This is a genomic window from Pandoraea sp. CB10b_02, assembly GCF_002216225.1.
Lineage (GTDB): Bacteria > Pseudomonadota > Gammaproteobacteria > Burkholderiales > Burkholderiaceae > Pandoraea > Pandoraea nosoerga.
This window is the reverse complement of the sequence record NZ_NJGW02000008.1, coordinates 120,917-139,422: the sequence shown is the minus strand read 5'-3', so window position 1 is coordinate 139,422 and position 18,506 is coordinate 120,917. Positions and strand designations below refer to the sequence as shown.

At 63.9% G+C, this 18,506-nt stretch carries 15 protein-coding genes; 10 read left to right on the top strand and 5 right to left on the bottom strand.

Features of this window, described 5'->3' with window-relative positions; translation table 11 throughout:
• Positions 1 to 229 precede the first annotated feature (229 nt).
• The 4 genes from CDN36_RS10885 to CDN36_RS10870 are packed head-to-tail and all read left to right on the top strand — an operon-like array spanning position 230 to position 5,445.
• A complete protein-coding gene (locus CDN36_RS10885; RefSeq protein WP_150554767.1) occupies positions 230 to 2,152 on the top strand; it encodes a PrkA family serine protein kinase in 1,923 nt (640 codons plus the stop codon).
• Positions 2,153 to 2,167: 15 nt separating this feature from the next.
• Positions 2,168 to 3,430: a YeaH/YhbH family protein gene (locus tag CDN36_RS10880; protein ID WP_150554766.1), complete on the top strand. Its 1,263-nt coding sequence runs from the start codon at positions 2,168 to 2,170 to the stop codon at positions 3,428 to 3,430.
• A gap of 48 nt (positions 3,431 to 3,478) precedes the next feature.
• Complete coding sequence (locus CDN36_RS10875; RefSeq protein WP_150554765.1) at positions 3,479 to 5,023, top strand: SpoVR family protein; 1,545 nt, start codon at positions 3,479 to 3,481, stop codon at positions 5,021 to 5,023.
• Positions 5,023 to 5,445 (top strand): VOC family protein, encoded by a 423-nt coding sequence (locus CDN36_RS10870; protein ID WP_150554853.1) that lies wholly within the window; start codon positions 5,023 to 5,025, stop codon positions 5,443 to 5,445. The genes CDN36_RS10875 and CDN36_RS10870 overlap by 1 nt, the downstream gene beginning before the upstream one ends.
• 48 nt (positions 5,446 to 5,493) lie before the next feature.
• Here the strand turns inward: CDN36_RS10870 and CDN36_RS10865 are convergent, their stop codons facing one another.
• A complete protein-coding gene (locus CDN36_RS10865; RefSeq protein ID WP_287496719.1) occupies positions 5,494 to 6,876 on the bottom strand; it encodes a GGDEF domain-containing protein in 1,383 nt (460 codons plus the stop codon).
• A gap of 878 nt (positions 6,877 to 7,754) precedes the next feature.
• On the opposite strand from CDN36_RS10865, the gene CDN36_RS10860 reads away from it, so the two are divergent.
• From CDN36_RS10860 to CDN36_RS10840, 5 genes are all read left to right on the top strand, one after another.
• Positions 7,755 to 8,489 carry an ABC transporter permease gene (locus CDN36_RS10860; RefSeq protein WP_174966293.1) on the top strand — a complete coding sequence of 245 codons (735 nt, stop codon included), beginning with the start codon at positions 7,755 to 7,757 and terminating at the stop codon, positions 8,487 to 8,489.
• Between the two features lie 68 nt (positions 8,490 to 8,557).
• Positions 8,558 to 9,445 carry a glycine betaine ABC transporter substrate-binding protein gene (locus CDN36_RS10855; protein ID WP_287496768.1) on the top strand — a complete coding sequence of 296 codons (888 nt, stop codon included), beginning with the start codon at positions 8,558 to 8,560 and terminating at the stop codon, positions 9,443 to 9,445.
• Positions 9,442 to 10,089, top strand: a complete 648-nt coding sequence (locus CDN36_RS10850; RefSeq protein WP_150554762.1) for an ABC transporter permease — start codon at positions 9,442 to 9,444, stop codon at positions 10,087 to 10,089. Before CDN36_RS10855 ends, CDN36_RS10850 begins: the two co-directional genes overlap by 4 nt.
• Positions 10,086 to 11,285: an osmoprotectant ABC transporter ATP-binding protein OsmV gene (locus CDN36_RS10845; RefSeq protein WP_287496718.1), complete on the top strand. Its 1,200-nt coding sequence runs from the start codon at positions 10,086 to 10,088 to the stop codon at positions 11,283 to 11,285. Before CDN36_RS10850 ends, CDN36_RS10845 begins: the two co-directional genes overlap by 4 nt.
• A gap of 147 nt (positions 11,286 to 11,432) precedes the next feature.
• The gene (locus CDN36_RS10840) at positions 11,433 to 12,671 is read left to right on the top strand and encodes a mechanosensitive ion channel family protein (RefSeq protein WP_150554760.1); all 1,239 of its coding nucleotides are present in this window, start codon (positions 11,433 to 11,435) and stop codon (positions 12,669 to 12,671) included.
• 193 nt (positions 12,672 to 12,864) lie between these two features.
• Here CDN36_RS10840 and CDN36_RS10835 read toward each other — a convergent pair whose 3' ends face one another.
• The 3 genes from CDN36_RS10835 to CDN36_RS10825 all read right to left on the bottom strand — a co-directional run bounded on the left by CDN36_RS10835 (position 12,865) and on the right by CDN36_RS10825 (position 15,826).
• Positions 12,865 to 13,989 (bottom strand): alkene reductase, encoded by a 1,125-nt coding sequence (locus tag CDN36_RS10835; RefSeq protein WP_287496717.1) that lies wholly within the window; start codon positions 13,987 to 13,989, stop codon positions 12,865 to 12,867.
• 150 nt (positions 13,990 to 14,139) lie between these two features.
• Positions 14,140 to 15,426 (bottom strand): MFS transporter, encoded by a 1,287-nt coding sequence (locus CDN36_RS10830; protein WP_150554758.1) that lies wholly within the window; start codon positions 15,424 to 15,426, stop codon positions 14,140 to 14,142.
• 136 nt (positions 15,427 to 15,562) lie between these two features.
• Positions 15,563 to 15,826 (bottom strand): hypothetical protein, encoded by a 264-nt coding sequence (locus CDN36_RS10825; RefSeq protein ID WP_287496716.1) that lies wholly within the window; start codon positions 15,824 to 15,826, stop codon positions 15,563 to 15,565.
• Here CDN36_RS10825 and CDN36_RS10820 point away from each other — a divergent pair.
• Complete coding sequence (locus CDN36_RS10820) at positions 15,825 to 16,565, top strand: TetR/AcrR family transcriptional regulator (RefSeq protein WP_287496715.1); 741 nt, start codon at positions 15,825 to 15,827, stop codon at positions 16,563 to 16,565. The genes CDN36_RS10825 and CDN36_RS10820 overlap by 2 nt on opposite strands.
• A gap of 165 nt (positions 16,566 to 16,730) precedes the next feature.
• Here the strand turns inward: CDN36_RS10820 and CDN36_RS10815 are convergent, their stop codons facing one another.
• Entirely contained in the window at positions 16,731 to 18,350 is a 1,620-nt protein-coding gene (locus CDN36_RS10815) for a methyl-accepting chemotaxis protein (RefSeq protein ID WP_150554757.1), read from the bottom strand.
• Positions 18,351 to 18,506 lie beyond the last annotated feature (156 nt).

The following is an 18,506-nucleotide window of genomic DNA, read 5'->3' as shown; positions in this document are numbered from 1 at the left end:
TTTTGTGCATATGATGAGTAAACGGTTGCAATTTCCAGCGACAAGTTTAAAGTCAACCTAAACCGATTTTGAGTCGTTCATGTGAGGGAGGGGACAGTGCGAAGGGTTTCGCGACAGTCGCTCCGGCATGCAGTGAGCCAGGTCGAAACCATTGCGCAGTCATCCGAGTCTTAGGCAACAGAGCGGGCATCGCGTCGCGGTGTTTTCCGATGAAGCGGGGGTGAGGCATATGGATATTTTCAGCCACTACACGACACGTTTCGAAGCACGCAAGGAGGAGGAGTACAGCATCCAGGAATACCTGGAGATCTGTAAGAAGGATCCCACGGCCTATGCCACGGCGGCCGAACGGATGTTGCGCGCCATCGGTGAGCCCGAGCTCATCGACACGCACCACGACCCGCGACTCTCGCGGCTGTTCTCGAACAAGATCATCAAGATCTACCCGGCGTTTCGCGACTTCTACGGCATGGAAGACACGATCGAGCAGATCGTGTCGTTCTTCAAGCACGCCGCGCAGGGTCTCGAGGAACGCAAGCAGATCCTCTATCTGCTCGGGCCCCCGGGGGGCGGCAAGTCGTCGCTGGCCGAGAAGCTCAAGGCGCTGATGGAGGACGTGCCCATCTATTGCCTGAAGGGATCGCCGGTGCACGAATCGCCTCTGGGGCTGTTCTCGCCCGAGGAAGACGGCAAGATTCTGGAAGAGGACTTCGGCATTCCGGTGCGGTATCTGAACACGATTCCGTCGCCGTGGGCCACCAAGCGTTTGAACGAGTTCAACGGCGACATCACAAAATTTCGCGTGGTGAAGGTGCGCCCGTCGGTGCTCCAGCAGATCGCGATCGCCAAGACCGAGCCGGGTGACGAGAACAACCAGGACATCTCGTCGCTCGTGGGCAAGGTCGACATCCGCAAGCTCGAGGAGTATCCGCAGGACGACCCGGACGCCTATTCGTATTCCGGCGGCCTGTGCCTGGCCAACCGCGGCCTGCTCGAATTCGTCGAGATGTTCAAGGCGCCCATCAAGGTGCTGCACCCGCTGCTCACCGCCACGCAGGAGGGCAACTACAAGGGAACGGAGGGGTTCGGTGCGATTCCCTTCGACGGCATCGTGCTCGCGCACTCGAACGAGGCGGAGTGGCAGAGCTTCAAGGGCAACCGCAACAACGAGGCTTTTCTCGATCGCATCTACATCGTGAAGGTGCCGTACTGCCTGCGCGTGACCGACGAGGTGAAGATCTACGAGAAGCTCGTGAAGAACAGCTCGCTCGCCAACGCGCCGCGCGCGCCGAACGTGCTCAAGATGCTGGCCCAGTTCGCCGTGCTCACGCGTCTGAAGGAGCCGGAGAATTCCAACATCTTCTCCAAGGTCCGCGTCTACGACGGTGAGAACCTCAAGGACATCGACCCGAAGGCGAAGTCGTATCAGGAATACCGCGACTACGCCGGGGTGGACGAAGGGATGACGGGCATGTCCACGCGCTTCGCGTTCAAGGTGCTCTCGAAGGTCTTCAACTTCGACAACACCGAAGTGGCGGCCAACCCGGTGCATCTGCTCTACGTGCTCGAGCAGCAGATCGAGCGCGAGCAGTATCCGAGCGAAGTCGAGAAGCGCTATCTGGCCTATATTAAGGAGTATCTGACCGCGCCGTTCGTGGAGTTCATCGGCAAGGAAATTCAGACTGCGTACCTGGAGTCGTATTCCGAGTACGGCCAGAACATTTTCGATCGCTATGTGAATTTCGCGGATCTCTGGATTCAGGATCAGGAGTATCGCGATCCTAACACCGGCGAGATTCTCGATCGCACGGCGCTCAACGACGAGCTGGAGAAGGTCGAGAAGCCGGCCGGCATCACGAACCCGAAGGATTTCCGCAACGAGATCGTGAACTTCGTCCTGCGCGCGCGCGCCAACAACGCGGGCAAGAATCCGCTCTGGACGAGCTACGAGAAGCTGCGGGCCGTCATCGAAAAGCGCATGTTCTCGACCACGGAAGATCTCCTGCCGGTGATCTCCTTCAACGCGAAGTCTTCCAAGGAGGATCAGGAAAAGCACGCCAACTTCGTCAACCGGATGGTGGAAAAAGGCTATACCCCGAAGCAGGTCCGCCTGCTCGTGGAATGGTATCTGCGCGTGCGCAAATCCTCGTAATCCATCGGGGCCACTATGTCAGCAATCATCGACAGACGGCAAAACGGCAAGAACAAAAGCGCCATCAATCAGCAACGGTTCATCAAACGCTACCGCGAGCAGATTCGTCGTGCGGTCGCGAAGGCGGTGGGCGGGCGCAAGATCACCGACATCGATGGCAGCGGACAGGTCTCGATCCCGGTCAAGGACATCTCGGAGCCGTTGTTCCACCACGGGCCTGGCGGGCGTCGGGAGATGGTGCATCCCGGCAATCGCGAGTTCGTGGTGGGCGACAACTTCGAGCGTCCGCCATCGGGCGCGGGTGGCGGCGGCAGCCGCGCCAGCGATTCGGGCGAGGGCGAGGACGATTTCGTCTTCAACCTCTCGCGCGAGGAATTCCTGAAGTTTTTCTTCGAGGACATGGCCCTGCCGGACCTCGCGAAACGCCGGCTCGCCCAGATTCCGGAGTTCCGCAAGGTCCGCGCGGGGTATTCCATCGACGGTACGCCGTCGAACCTGAACGTCATTCGCACGATGCGCAGCTCGCTGGGGCGGCGCATCGCGCTCACGGCACCCTATCGAAAGCAGTTGCGCGAGCTGGAGGCCGAGTACGCCGAGGTGGTCTCGCGCGAGGGCGACACCTCGCCGCGCGCGCTGGCGCTCGCGCACGAGATCACGCACCTGCGCACTCGCGTGGAGGCAATTCCCTACATCGAGAAGCTCGATTTGCGCTATTCGAACCGGATCATGCAGCCGCGCCCGCAGGCGCAGGCCGTCATGTTCTGCCTGATGGACGTATCCGGGTCGATGGACCAGAGCCGCAAGGATCTCGCCAAGCGCTTCTTCATGCTGCTGTACCTGTTCCTGCGGCATAACTACGAGCGCATCGATCTCGTGCTCATCCGTCACCATACGACCGCCAAGGAGGTCAACGAAGACGACTTCTTCTACGCGCGCGAGTCCGGCGGCACCGTCGTGTCGAGCGCGCTCAAGCTGATGACGGAGATCATCGCGGATCGCTACTCGCCGAGCGACTGGAACATCTACGGCGCGCAGGTCTCCGATGGCGACAACTGGGACGGCGATTCGCCGATCTGCCGCGATCTGCTGCTCCAGACGATCATGCCGGCGGTCCAGTACTTCGCGTATGTCGAAGTCGCCAGCGCCGAGCCGCAGAATCTGTGGAACGAATACCTGTCGGTCAAGCAGCAGTACCCGAATTTCGCGATGCAACGCATCATGGAAGCGGCCGAAATCTACCCGGTGCTGCACGATCTGTTCAAGAAGAAGGCGGCCTGATCGCCGCCCGGCGCCGCCCCGGAGCCCGCACCGCAACGAGGACGCATCATGGCGTACATATCCACCGGATCGGAATGGACGTTCGAACTGATTCAGCGCTACGAGCAGGAGATCGCGCGCATCGCGTCGGACTTCCGGCTCGACACGTACCCGAACCAGATCGAGATCATCACTGCCGAGCAGATGCTCGACGCCTACGCCACCGTGGGCCTGCCCATCGGCTATCACCACTGGTCCTACGGCAAGCACTTCCTGTCTTCCGAGCGCGGCTACAAGCGCGGGCAAATGGGGCTCGCCTACGAGATCGTCATCAACTCGAACCCCTGCATCGCGTACCTGATGGAGGAGAACAGCATGACGATGCAGGCGCTGACCATCGCGCACGCCAGCTACGGCCATAACTCGTTCTTCAAGGGAAATTACCTGTTCCGCACGTGGACGAGCGCCGACGCCATCGTCGATTACCTGCTTTTCGCGCGCAATTACATCACCGAGTGCGAGCAGCGCTACGGCGAGCAGGCCGTGGAACTGTTGCTCGATTCGTGCCATGCGCTCATGAACTACGGCGTGGATCGCTACAAGCGGCCCAAGCGCCTGTCACTCGCACAGGAGCAGGCGCGCCAGAAGGAGCGCGAGAACTATCTGCAGATGCAGATCAACGACCTTTGGCGCACGCTGCCCAACCACGTGCTGCACGATGACGACGAGGACGACGGGCTCGACCCTACCGAATCGGAGGAGCCGCCGTTCCCGAGCGAGCCGCAGGAGAATCTGCTGTACTTCTTCGAGAAGAACGCCCCGAAGCTCGCCCCGTGGCAGCGCGAAATCGTGCGCATCGTGCGCAAGCTCGCGCAGTACTTCTATCCGCAGCGCCAGACGAAGGTGATGAACGAGGGCTGGGCCACGTTCTGGCACTACACGATTCTCCAGCAGCTCTACAAGGAGAAGCTCGTCAACGACGCTTTCATGATGGAGTTTCTTCACGCGCACACGAACGTGGTCTATCAGCCGTCGTTCGACAGTCCGTACTACAGCGGCCTGAATCCGTACGCACTCGGTTTCGCGATGTTCCAGGACATTCGCCGCATGTGCGAGTCGCCGACCGACGAGGACCGTCGCTGGGCGCCCGACATCGCCGGCAGCGACTGGCTCAAGACGCTCGACTTCGCCATGCGCAACTTCAAGGACGAGAGCTTCATCCAGCAGTTCCTCTCGCCGAAGGTCATCCGCGACCTGAAACTGTTCTCGGTGCTCGACGACGACCGCGACAGCCGCCTGCGCGTCACCGCGATTCACAACGACTCGGGATACCGCGAGATCCGCGAGATGCTCGCGCAGCAGTACAACCTGAGCCAGCTCGAGCCGAACATCCAGGTCGCGCACGTCGACCTGCATGGCGACCGATCGCTTACGCTGCGTCATGTGCAAAGCGATCGCAAGCCGCTCGACGACAGCTTCGAGGAAGTGCTCAAGCACGTTGCGCGCCTGTGGGGATTCACGGTGCGGCTCGAGACCGTATTCGAAGACGGCCGCAGCGAAATGACCCACGAGACCAAGGTCGAGAAGCGGCGGCGCTACGCGTTGAGCGCATGATGAAAATCCCGTTCGTCGCTCTCGACCATGTCGTGCTGCGCACCAACGACGTGGCCCGGCTCCAGCACTTCTATGTCGATGTGCTTGGGTGCACGCTGGAGAAAGCGCAGGCCGATCTCGGGCTCGTGCAGCTGCGGGCGGGCGATTCGCTGATCGATCTGGTCGACGTGGACGGCACGATCGGCCGCCGGGGCGGGGCCGCGCCGGGTGCGGAGGCTCGCAACATGGACCACTTCTGCTTGCGCGTCGAGCCATTCGATGACGAGGCCATCCGGCGCGGGCTCGCCTCGCATGGGGTGACGCTCGGTGAAGTCGTGCAGCGCTATGGCGCGCATGGTGAAGGGCCGTCGTGCTATCTCAACGATCCGGACGGCAACACCATCGAGCTCAAGGGGCCGCCCAACGCGTCGCGCGGCGGGTGAGGCCGCCCGCGGCGGCCGCCGTTTCGTCCGGCCTGCCACGATCCGGCCTCACGCGGCCATTTGTCCGCCGCCCAGCACACTCTGATCGCGCCCCTTGTGCTTGGCCTGATAGAGCGCCTGGTCGGCGCGCTCGAGCATCGAGCTGATGATCAGCGGCTCGCCCGGCTGCCAGGAGGCAATTCCCACGCTGATCGTGATCGACTCGCCGTCGTCGCGCGCCTTGGCCGGTAGCAGGTCGGTGCTCGCGCGCTTGACCGATTCACGGATGCGATCGGCCACGCGCAGCGCCGCATGCTGATCGATTTCGGGCAGTACCACGGCGAATTCCTCGCCGCCGAGCCGCACGGCAAAGTCGCTCGGCAAACGGATGCAGTGCTGAATCGTGTTGGCGATGCGCTGCAGGACGGCGTCGCCGAACGGATGCCCGTAGCGGTCGTTCACCTGCTTGAAATAGTCGATGTCGATGAGCAGCACCGAGAGCGGAATCGAGCGCTGCTGCACGCGCTCGGCCACCAGACGAATCCGGTTGTCGAAATAGCGACGGTTGTAGATGTGGGTGAGCGGATCGATGAAGACCTTCTCCACCAGATCCGTGTTCGTCAGCGCGAGCGACTGGTATTGGCGGGTGATCTCCCAGACGAGTGCGAGCGTTGCCACGCCCGGCGAGGCCAGCGCGAGCAGGCGCGCGGCGTACCATTGATAGGACGCTTCGCTTGGTGCCGTAAGCGAGAGCAGCAGCTGGCACAGCGAGATGGTCACCACGACCCACACCAGCAGGAAGAGCTTGTGTGACAGGCGCGTTACCGCCGCGACGCGCCACCAGAGCGCCACGTAAGCGACGAAGAGCGCGCCGAGCGCAAGCGTCTCGGCGTCGAGGCCTCCGGCGAGATGCGGTGTGACCAGCGTGCGCCCCGCACCGACGAGCGCGATGAGCGAGAGCGATACCCCCACCCAGATGAACAGGACGGTCGCGCCATAGCGCGCCGCCTCCCGATAGCCCGGCCGCGTGTGCGGATCGCTGCGCGTGCGGGCGTAGCTGCGCACGCTGAGCACGACGTATGCTGCAAAACTGGCTTCGGCCACCAGCGCCAGCCAGAACGGCGCGCGCGTGACATGCGCCGCAATGCCGGCGAGCTGGTTGGCGAGCAGCACGCCCTCGGTGAACATGAACAGGCCGCGCAGCAGAAACGCACAGCCGAACTGGGCGAAATAACGCTTGCCGTTGTAGAGGTACTGCACGCCCAGCAGGCATGCAGTGGAAAGATTGAGGATGCCGCCGGCCGACACGAGGAAGAAGGTCAGCAGCGGGTTCACGGCGCCTTCGAATGCGCGTGTGAGAAACCCCGCGAGCGTCAACGCGGCGCAGGCGACCAATATCGTGGTCGCGGCAACGCGGTTGCCCTGTTCGGTACGGCTGATGGTACTTTTCATAATTGTTATTCGCCAATCAACGCCTTCGTGCGCTTGCACGATCGTCTTGCACCGTTCAATCACCGCACCCGCACGACGGGTCGCAAGGTCATGGCCTCGCGTTGCCGCCGTGTTTCCCCGAATTTGCGCTAAATGATTGAAAACTAAGATAAACCTCGGAGAATACACGAGTTTTATCGCCTTCGCACCCGTTTCCAAACGACGCCTCCAATTATCCGTTCGGCCCCCTGGACACGCGCCTTGCAGGGCACTTCAAACGGTCGTTACAAATGACGGATGTCATGTGGAAAAATAAAACGACGCGGCACGCAGGACCGCTATGCGGAACGCAAAAATGCAGGATTTCGGGACAAGGGCATGCCGCAGGCCGCTATGCCAGCAATGACGGGCCATTACAGCGCACGCGATTGATTCGTTGTCCTACGGACGGGAGGAAATTGTGCCGGATTTGCGTGTAATTTCCCTGAATTCTTCACGAAACGCGCTCTATGGGTTGGCATCGACGCACTATCTGTACTAGAATAAAAAAAGCCAATCGCTGCGGTTGGCCCATAGAAACACAGAAATCCAAGCGTTGCCGGTGTTCCTCGTTGCGCCGGCGATCCGTTCCATCAAGCAATGAGTTCGTGCAGTAAAACTTTCGCGCGCTTTCAATAAGCGTGCACCGAGAGGCCCAGGCGCTCATGGCGTCGAAAGCTCGTCTCTCATGTCGCATCACGCGACGCCTGGTTCGTCACCGTCGTCTATCACAGACCTTCGGAGCGAACACTTCACAATTCGCAAGGCAGCTAACAGTTGTCATGCTTGTTTGACCGCGTTGTCACGCGGGGCGATCGCTATTGCCTCGCGCCAGCGCTGCCAACCCATTCAAAGGGAGCATGAACGTGGCGAAGCAGTATCGCATTCTCTATCTGGCCGGCTTCGGGCTGCTCGGCGTCGCCGCCGCAGTCACCGGCCTGGTGTATTGGCTGGGCGTCGACACGCTCGCCAAATACCGGGGTGACCTGATCTATTACACCCAACAGCACCTGAAGCTCGTGGCGATATCGATGGCGCTGGCCATCGCGATCGGCGTACCGGCGGGCGTGGTGATCTCGCGGCCGATGTTCGAGAAGCACGCCGAGCGTGCCGTGCAGGTTTTCAACATCGGCAACACGCTGCCGTCGCTTGCCGTGCTGGCGCTGTCGATGGCCGTGCTCGGCATCGGTGACCGGCCCGCCATTCTGGCGTTGTGGCTCGCGTCGCTGCTGCCCATCGTGCGCAATTCCTATGAGGGCTTGCGCCAGGTGCCCGCCGCGTTGCGCGAATCGGCGCGCGGCATGGGCATGACGCCGGCGCAGATACTGTTTCGCGTCGATCTGCCCAACGCCATGCCGGTGATCATCGGCGGCATTCGCACCGCGCTGGCGATCAATGTCGGTACGGCGCCGCTCGCGTTCCTCATCGGCGCGGACAGCCTGGGACAGCTGATCTTCCCGGGCATCTACCTCAACGATCCGACGAAGTTGCTGCTCGGCGCGGCCGGGACGGCGCTCCTCGCACTCGTGCTCGACGGCCTCGTCGCCTTCGCGAGCGGCCTCTGGTTCGCACGCCACGGCGCGGCGACGCGTTGAGACAAAGGAGATACACACGTATGCAAGTTTCAATTTCCCGTGCGCTCACCGGCCGCGTGGCTCGCTGGATGCGGGGGCTCGGCGCGGCGTGCCTGGCGCTTGGCGTGATGGCCGCGAGCGCTACGGCGGCGCAGGCCGCAACGCTCACCATCGGCGGCAAGAACTTCACCGAGCAGTTGATTCTGTCGGAGATGACGGCACAGTACCTGCGCAGCAAGGGGTACGACGTCGAACTGAAGAACGGGCTGGGCAGCGTGGTCATGCGCCAGGGCATGGAGAGCAACCAGCTCGACATCGTCTGGGAGTACACCGGCACCTCGCTCATCGTCTACAACAAGGTCACCGAGAAGCTCGACCCGCAGCAGACTTACGAGCGCGTGAAGGAACTCGACGGCAAGATCGGTCTCGTCTGGCTCAATCCGTCGACGCTCAACAACACCTACGCCTTCGCGGTGCCGGGCAAGATCGCCCGCGAAGAAGGGCTGGAAACGGTCTCGCAGCTGGTCGACAAATTCCGCGCGAACCCGAAGATGCAGTTCGCCTTCGACATGGAATTCGTCGGCCGCTCCGACGGCCTCGAGCCGATGGAGGCGCTCTACGATTTCCATCTCGAGCGCCGCAACATCAAGCAGATGGACCCGGGGCTCGTCTATACGGCGCTGCGTAACGAGCAGATCGACGCCGGCCTCGTCTACACGAGCGACGGCCGCAACAAGGGCTTCGACCTGAAGGTGCTGGCCGACGACAAGGGCTTCTTCCCGGCCTATGCCGCCACGCCCGTCGTGCGCAGGGAGGTGCTCGACGCCAATCCGAAACTTGCCGACGAACTCAACGCGCTCGCCGCGAAGATCAACGACGAGAACATGCGCGACATGAACGCGCAGGTCGATATCGATCACCGCAGCGTGTCGCAGGTGGCGAGCGAGTTCCTCAAACAGGAAGGGCTCGCGCAATGATTGAATTTCTGACCCATAACTGGCACCGCGTGCTGACCTTGACGGGCCAGCATGCCTGGTTGGTTGCCGCCTCGGTGGGCGCGGCCATCGTGGTCGGCGTGCCGCTGGGCGTGCTGGTCACGCGTTTTCGCTGGCTGTCGGGCGTGGTGCTCGGCCTGGCCACCGTCGTGCTCACCATTCCCTCGATCGCGCTGTTCGGCCTGATGATTCCCGCGCTGTCCATCTACGGCATGGGCATCGGCCCGGCGCCGGCCGTCGCCGCCGTGTTTCTGTACTCGCTGCTGCCGATCATGCGCAATACATGCCTCGCGTTGCAGCAGATCGATCCGAGCATCCGCGAGGCGGGTATCGGCATCGGCATGACGTTCTGGCAGCGTCTGCGTCTGGTGGAATTGCCGCTGGCCGTGCCGGTGGTGCTGGGCGGCGTGCGCACGGCCGTCGTGATGAATATTGGCGTGATGGCCATCGGCGCCATCGTCGGGGCGGGCGGTCTCGGGGTGCTGATCACCCAGGGGATCAGCCAGAGCGATACCCGGCAGCTCGTCGTGGGTGCGGTGATGGTGAGCCTGCTCGCCATCGTTGCCGACACCCTGTTGCACCGCCTGCAGCGCGTGCTGACACCGAAAGGAATCCGAACCGTATGATTACACTCGACAATCTCACCAAAAGCTTCGTCCAGAAGGACGGTACGCCCGTGACCGCCGTGAACTCGGTCAGCCTCGAGGTGCCGCCGGGCGAAATCTGCGTCTTCCTCGGTCCGTCGGGCTGCGGCAAGACGACCACGCTCAAGATGATCAACCGGCTCATCAAGCCGACCTCCGGACGCATTCTCCTGAACGGCGAGGACACCGGCAAGATCAACGAAATCGAGCTGCGTCGCCACATCGGCTACGTGATCCAGCAGATCGGTCTGTTCCCGAACATGACGATCGAGGAGAACATCACGGTCGTGCCGCGTCTGCTCGGCTGGGACAAGAAGCGCTGCCGCGAGCGCGCGACCGAACTGATGGGCATGGTCGCGCTCGATCCGAAGCGCTACCTGTCGCGCTATCCGCGCGAGCTCTCGGGCGGCCAGCAGCAGCGTATCGGGGTGATCCGCGCGCTGGCGGCCGACCCGCCGGTGCTGCTCATGGACGAGCCGTTCGGCGCGGTCGACCCGATCAATCGCGAGTCGATTCAGAACGAATTCCTGCAGATGCAGCGCCAGCTCGGCAAGACCGTCATCATGGTGAGCCACGACATCGACGAGGCGATCAAGCTCGCCGATCGCATCGCCATCTTCCGCCAGGGGCGTCTGGTGCAGTACGCGCAACCCGATGCGCTGCTCGCCCGCCCGGTCGACGAATTCGTTGCCAGCTTCGTGGGACACGACCGAATTCTCAAGCGCCTGCTGCTCGTGCGCGCCGAAGACGCGGCAACTCCGCTGCCGACCGTCAAACCGCAGACCACGCTCGCCGAGGCTTACGGCATGATGGACGAGCTCGACACGCGTTCGCTGGTGGTCGTGGACGAGAACGCCCGCGCGCTCGGCTACGTTGCGCGGCGCGATACGCGTCACGCACAGGGCACCTGCGGCGAGCGGGTGCGCGACTTCAAGGCGTGCGCGGTGGCGAACGACAATCTGCGCGTGTTGCTCTCGCGGATGTATGAGCACAATCTGGCGTCGTTGCCGGTGCTCGGCGACGACAACCAGTACCTCGGCGAGGTGACGCAGGACTCCATCGCCGACTACCTGAGCTCCGGCAAGTCGCGCGGCAGCACGGGCGGCACGATCATCGCGCCGTCGCATCCGGGGGCTCCCAGCGTGGTGGCGAGCGTGCCGTTCGGGGCGCCGGTGTAAGTTCGAGGCCGGTTCGCGTGCCGGGCGGGGGACGTCGGTGGCGCCCCGGCCCGCACGGCAGAGGATGACGGCCCTTTGCGGCCGTCATTTTTTTCATTCACCGCGCTCGCCGCATGGCGAGGGCGACGCGCAGCAAGGAGTAGCAGGATGACGTGGGAAGCAATATCGGCGTGGTTCGACGGCGCGCCCTGGGCGCGACTGGCCGGGGCGTTGGCCATACTGGTTCTGACGGCGTTGCTGGTACAGACGATCGCGCAGTTTCTGATCGTGCGCGTGGTGCGCATCGTCGTGCAGCGCACGGCAAACCGCTGGGACGACGCCTTGCTCGCGCATCGCGTGTTCCATCGCGCCGCGCATGTGTTGCCATATCTGGTGATCCAGTTCGGCATCGGGCTAGTGCCGGATCTGCCGCCGAAGGCGGTGCTGGTGATCGGCAACGTTGCCCTGGCCACCACGTTGCTCTATGCCACGCTGGCGCTGGTCGGCATCCTCGACGCGGCGCAGACGGTCTATGCGCAGTCCGAGCATGCACGCACCCGTTCGATCAAGGGATACGTGCAGTTGGGCAAGATCGCCCTGTACGTGGTCGCGGCCATTGCCATCGTCGCCACGATCATCGATCGCTCGCCGTGGTTGCTGCTCTCGGGACTGGGCGCGATGTCGGCGGTGCTGCTGCTGGTGTTCAAGGACACGATCATGTCGTTTGTTGCCAGCGTCCAATTGACGTCGAACGACATGCTGAGGGTGGGCGACTGGATCGAGATGCCGCAAGTCGGGGCCGACGGGGACGTGGTCGACATCGCGCTGCACACGGTGAAGGTGCAGAACTGGGACAAGACCATCACCACGATTCCGACGTGGCGGATGATCTCTGAGAGTTTTCGGAATTGGCGCGGCATGCAGCAATCCGGAGGACGGCGTATCAAGCGCACGCTGTGCATCGATGCGGGCAGCATCGGGTTTCTCGACGAGCACGAGATTGCGCGCCTGTCGAAGCTGCATCTGCTCGCGCCCTACCTGAGCGAGAAGCAACGTGCGATTGCCGAGGCAAACGCCGCGCTCGGCGTGGCCGCGGGCGTGCCGGGAAATACGCGGCGTCTGACGAACATCGGCACGTTTCGCGCCTATGCGCTGGCGTATCTGAAAGCCCATCCGAGCATTCACGAAGGCATGACGTGCATGGTCCGTTCGCTGGCGCCGTCGGCGACGGGTATTCCGGTCGAACTGTATTGCTTCACGAATACGACCGTGTGGGCGGAATACGAACGTGTGCAGGGCGACGTCTTCGACCACCTGCTCGCGATTCTGCCCGAGTTCGGCTTGCGTCTGTATCAGAACCCGGCCGGTGCGGACCTGGTGCGCTGGCAGGCACAACGGGCGGCGTGAGGAGAAAGGCGCGGCCGCCCATCTGCGTGGCCCATTTGCGTGGCCCATCTGTGTGACCCATCGCGGCTTCGCTCGTCAGTGCATCGCGCAATCGACAAGGGCTCCCGCGGGAGCCCTTGTCATGGAGGTGTCGGCGACTCGGCGCCGCTTCTGATCTCCTTACGCTTGTGATCCGCTTACGCTGCTGACGTCCTTACGCCGCCGATTCGTCCAGCGTGGGATAGTCGATGTAGCCGCGGGCGTCGCCGCCATAGAGCGTGTCGCGATCGAGCGCGTTGTACGGGCCGCCGCGCTTGAGGCGTTCGACCAGATCCGGGTTGGCGACGAACGGCTTGCCGAACGCGATCAGATCCGCCAGGTTTTCCTTGCGCGCCTTGATCGCCAGCGCCAGGTCGTAGCCGTTGTTCGCCATGAACGTGCCTTCGAAGAGGCGGCGCAGCTTCTGCAGGTCGAAGCCGTTCTCCACTTCACGCGGGCCGCCGGTCGCACCTTCGACCACGTGCAGGTATGCCAGCCCGAAACGGTTCAGTTGCTCCACGGCGTAAGTGAACACGGGCTCGGGATGGCTGTCGCCGCAATCGTTGGCCGGGCTAATCGGTGAGAGACGAATGCCCACGCGGTCGGCGCCCCACACGTCGACCACTGCCTGCGTGACTTCGAGCGTCAGACGCACGCGATTCTCGATGCTGCCGCCGTACTGATCGGTGCGGTGGTTCGTCTTGTCGCGCATGAACTGGTCGAGCAGATAGCCGTTCGCCGCGTGAATTTCCACGCCGTCGAATCCCGCGCGCTTAGCGCACTGGGCTGCATGACGATATTGCTCGATGATGCCGGGGATCTCGGACGTCTCCAGCGCGCGCGGCGTCGGGTGCGGCTCGAAGCCGTGCTCGGTGAACGCCTTGCCCGCCGGTTGAATCGCGGACGGGGCGACCGGCAATGCGCCGCCGGGCTGGAGCGACGGATGCGAGATGCGTCCCACGTGCCAGAGTTGGCAGAAGATCTTGCCGCCCTTGGCGTGCAGGGCGTCTGTCACCTGTTTCCAGCCGGCGACTTGTTCGTCGGTGTAGATGCCCGGCGTGAAGGCGTAGCCCTTGCCCTGCTGCGAGATGTTGGTGGCTTCGCTGATGATGAGGCCGGCCGACGCGCGCTGTGCGTAGTACTCGGCGACCATCGGGCCCGGAACGTCGCCAGCGCCTGCGCGGCTACGCGTGAGCGGGGCCATCACGATGCGGTTGCTCAGTTCGAGCGGGCCAAGCCGGTACGGCGAGAACAGATCCGTATCGAGCGCCGAGAGCGAGGTTTGTTGCGAGTCCGTCATTGCTGAGGTCCTGTGAAAATGGAAAATGCTGTGCTGCACAAAACCCGTACAGGTTACGGCAATTTCGGAAGATCTGCTGACGGCGCCATCGTCTGCGCACGACGGCCAGCCGCACCGCCGTGGTGCGCGGCGCTTGCGCCGGCCGCCCGCTCACGCGTTGGCCGGCACCGCACTGGTCGGGGCCCGGCGCGCGATGCGCAGCACCATGAACGCGCCGAGAATGCACACGCCGCCCGAGAGCATCGACGCCATCGTGTAGTTACCCAGCGTGGCGCGCAGCGAACCGGCGACGAGCGCTGCGGTGGCGGCGCCCAACTGGTGTCCGGCCACGATCCAGCCGAAGACGATGGGCGCGAGGGTCTTGCCGAATACGTCGGTCGTCAGGCGCACTGTCGGTGGCACGGTCGCGATCCAGTCGAGGCCATAGAACAGCGCGAAGAGCGGCAGCCCGAAGAAGTCGAAGCCGAAAGCGTAGGGCAGGTAGATCAACGACAGGCCGCGCAGTCCGTAGTACCAGAACAGCAGCACACGGCTGTTGTAGCGATCCGAGAGCCAGCCCGAGAGCGTGGTGCCCACCAGGTCCAGCATGCCCATGGCGGCGAGAATGCCGGCGCCCTTCACTTCGGAGATGCCGTAATCGCCGCACATGGCGATGAAATGCGTGCCGATGTATCCGTTGGTGCTTGCGCCGCAGATGAAGAAGCTGAAGAAGAGCAGCCAGAAGTCGCGCTTGCCGGCCGCCATGCGCAGCACCGAGAGCGCATGCGCGAGCGGGTTGCCCTGGCCGAGCGGCACGTCCGGGGCGTCCTCCGGGGCGCCGACGGGGCGCAGGCCGACCGAGCCCGGGCGCTCCGGCACGAGAAGCGCCACGAGCGGCAGCACGACGGCGGCGACGAGCGCCACGATCAGCACGACCGGACGCCAGCCGTACCGCTCGGTGATTGCCGCCATCATGGGCAGGAACACCATCTGCCCGGTGGCCGAACTCGCCGTGAGAATGCCCATCGCGAGGCCGCGGTGCGTATGGAACCACCGGTTGGATACGGTGGCGGCGAGCGTGACCGCGGCAACGCCGGTGCCGCCGCCGACCATCACGCCCCAGATCAGCACCATCTGCCACGGCGCGCTCATCAGCGAGGACAGCGCCGTGCCGGAGGCGAGGAGCAACAACGCCACCATCACGGTGGGGCGAATGCCGAAGCGCTGCATCGCGGCAGCGGCGAACGGACCGGTCAGGCCGTAGAGCGCCAGGTTGACCGAGATGGCCAGTGAGATCGTGGCGCGGCTCCAGCCGAAATCATGCTCGAGCGGCACCATCATCACGCTCGGCGTCGCGCGAATGCCCGCCGAAGCCAGTAGAACGAGGAAAATCACGCCGACCACGATCCACCCGTAGTGGAAGCGACCGTTAATGCGCTTTGCGAGAGCAGCCTTCATGGCGGAAATCCTGACAGTGGGCGGCGCTCGAGGCCGCCTCGGGAACGTTTGCGGGGACCGGGCTGTCTACTGGGGTGGCAAGTTGTGACAGATCGGTAACATGAGGTTGCCATGTTATGAACCGATCGGTAACATGTCAAGCATTCCCTGGCGACGGCAGGGGCATTGCCGGCATTGCCGGCGACAGATTCCAGGAGTACCAGAGCATGGCCAAGTCGACAACGTCCGGCGCGCCGGCGCAAGCGATGGCGATGGATGTGCCGCTGAAGGCGGCGGAAATGACAAATGCGGCAAGAGTGGCAAATGGGGCAAGCGGGGCAAACGCCTCAAATGCCTCAAATGCCTCAAATGCCTCAAGCGTCTCAAACGCCTCGAGCGTGGCCGAAGCCGCGAAGGCCATGATGACGCCGACGCATGCGAAGGCGTCGATCAAGGCTTCCGAAGCGCCCGGGTCTTCCAAGGCGCGCGCGAAAGCGTCGGCAGGCGAGCCGGCCACCGGCGGGGTGCGACGCCGCGGCGCGGCCGCGCGCGGGGGCAAGACCGCCCGCCACGTCACGCCGGCGCCGCTCGCGCAGCAGTACCTGCTCAATGCCGCGGTGGAGCTGTTCCACGCCGAGGGCGTGCGCACCGTCGGCGTGGACGCCGTTGTCAAGCGCGCCGGCGTGAACAAGATGTGCCTGTACCGTCAGTTCGCGTCGAAGGACGAATTGATTCTCGCCTACCTCGAGCATATGCAGACGATGAGCCTCGCGCGCATCGACGAAAGTATCGCCAGGCGCGAGGGCGACCCGCGCGCGCAGATGCTGCAGATCTTCGTGGATCTTGCCGAGCGCGCGAGCAAGCCGGGCTATCGCGGCTGCCCGTTCGTGAACGTGGCGGCAGAATTTCCCGATCCGACGCATCCGGCGCGCAAGGCGGTGGCGAGCTACAAGGCGGAAGTGGTGCAGCGCTTTACTGCACTGGCGACGGCAGCGGGGCTGAAGGCGCCGGCGCCGCTGGTCGATGCGTTGTCGCTGATTCTCGACGGCGGCTACGCCGCGAGCCAGACGTTCGGCCCCGGCTCACCGCCGCTGCGCATCATGCCGGCGGTCGCCCGTCAGATCATCGACGCGGGGCTCGCGGGCGAGCTCGCTGCTTGAGATCGCTATCTGAGATCGCTACCTGAGCTCGCTACCTGAGCTCGCAGCCTGAGCCGACGGCCGCGCGCAGGGATGGCCGCGTATGACGGCGTGATGGCCTGACGGTGCGCCGCAGCGCCCGGCCGCCGCATCCGCAGCGCCTCGCGCGCGTGGTTTCTCTTCCTCTCAGGCGGCCAGTCGCTGCCGCGCTACGGCGGCCGAAGCCACGGTCCGCTGCGGCGCGCCTGTCTGTCCATGCTCGGCCGACATGCGGAACGCGGCAACGGCCTGGTCCAGCAAGCGCGCCTGGTCTTCCATCGACGCTGCCGCTGCGGCCGCTTCTTCGACGAGGGCGGCGTTCTGCTGCGTCACCTCGTCCATCTGCGTGATGGCGCGGCCCACCTGCTCGATGCCGTGACTCTGCTCCTCGGAGGCCGCCGAGATCTCGCCCATGATGTCCGTCACGCGGCGCACGGCCTGCACGACGTCATGCATCGTCTGACCGGCCTGTGCGACGAGCACCGAGCCGTCCTGCACGCGGCCGTTCGACGCCTCGATCAATTCCTTGATCTCCTTGGCCGCCGCGGCGCTGCGTTGCGCAAGGGTTCGGACCTCGCCCGCGACCACGGCAAAACCGCGTCCCTGTTCGCCCGCGCGGGCGGCTTCCACAGCCGCGTTCAGCGCGAGGATGTTGGTCTGGAAGGCGATACCGTCGATGACGCCGATGATGTCGACGACCTTGCTCGAACTGTGCGAGATGCCCTCCATCGTGGCGACGACCTGGTCTACGACCTGACCACCGCGCACCGCAATGGCCGAAGCGTTTTGCGCCAGTTGGCTGGCCTGGCGCGCGTTATCGGCGTTCTGGCGCACGGTCGACGTGAGTTCCTCCATCGAGGAGGCCGTCTCTTCGAGGGCCGCCGCCTGCTGTTCGGTGCGTGCCGACAGGTCGGTGTTGCCCTCGGCGATCTCGCGCGCCGCCAGCGTGATGGCGCTGGTGCCGCTGCGAATGCGTCCGATCATCTGCTGCAGGTTGGCCTGCATGCGCTGCATGGCGAAGAGCAGGCTGCCGCTGTCGCCGGAACGCAGGCGCACCTGCGTGAGCAGGTCGCCGTCGGCAATGCGCGTGGCGATGTCCGCCGCATATTCGGGCTCGCCGCCCAGGCTTTGCTGGACGTTGCGAATGATGAGCAGCATCACGCCCGAGACGGCCAGGCCGATCACGGCGAGCATTGCGCCCCAGCGAAGCAGCGCACCGACGAACGCGGCGTTGATGTCGTCGACGTACACGCCTGTCGTCAGATACCAGTCCCATGGGGAATATGCGCCCACGCGGCTGATCTTCTCGACGGGTTTGTCCGAGCCGGGCTTGGGCCAGAGGTAGGTGACGAAAGGATTGTCGGTGCGTGCGGCCGCGACGATGTCTGAAAACATGAGCTTGCCCGAGGGGTCGCGGAATTGGCTCATGTCCTTGCCTTCGAGCTTGGGATTGACCGAATTGAGGACGATCACGCGCTGCGAGTTCAAGATACCGAAATAGTTCTCGCCGTCATAACGAATGGCGCCGATCTGCTCGCGGGCGAGTTTTTGCGCTTCAGGCACGCTGATCTCGCCGCGTTCGGCGCGTCCGGCGTAGTACTTCACCAGACTCAGGCCGGACTCGACCACGTGCGTGAGACCGGCGCGGCGCTCGGCCAGCATGGTGTCGCGCTGCGCCCACGCTCCCCAGATCGCCATGGCGAGCAGGCTCGCCCACATCAATGCGACTGCGGCCCACAACTTCGCTTTCAAACTCAATCGCTGCATTCCTTCGTCTTCCCCACTGATTCCGCACGGTGGTGCCGTTACGGCGGCCGCACGTTGCGCGAGAAGTGTCCCTGCGCCCGTCCGGTCCGATTGTCGATCGACCGTCGATGCCTCGCATGGGCACCGACCGAACGTGTGCTAACGGCATTCCGGGCG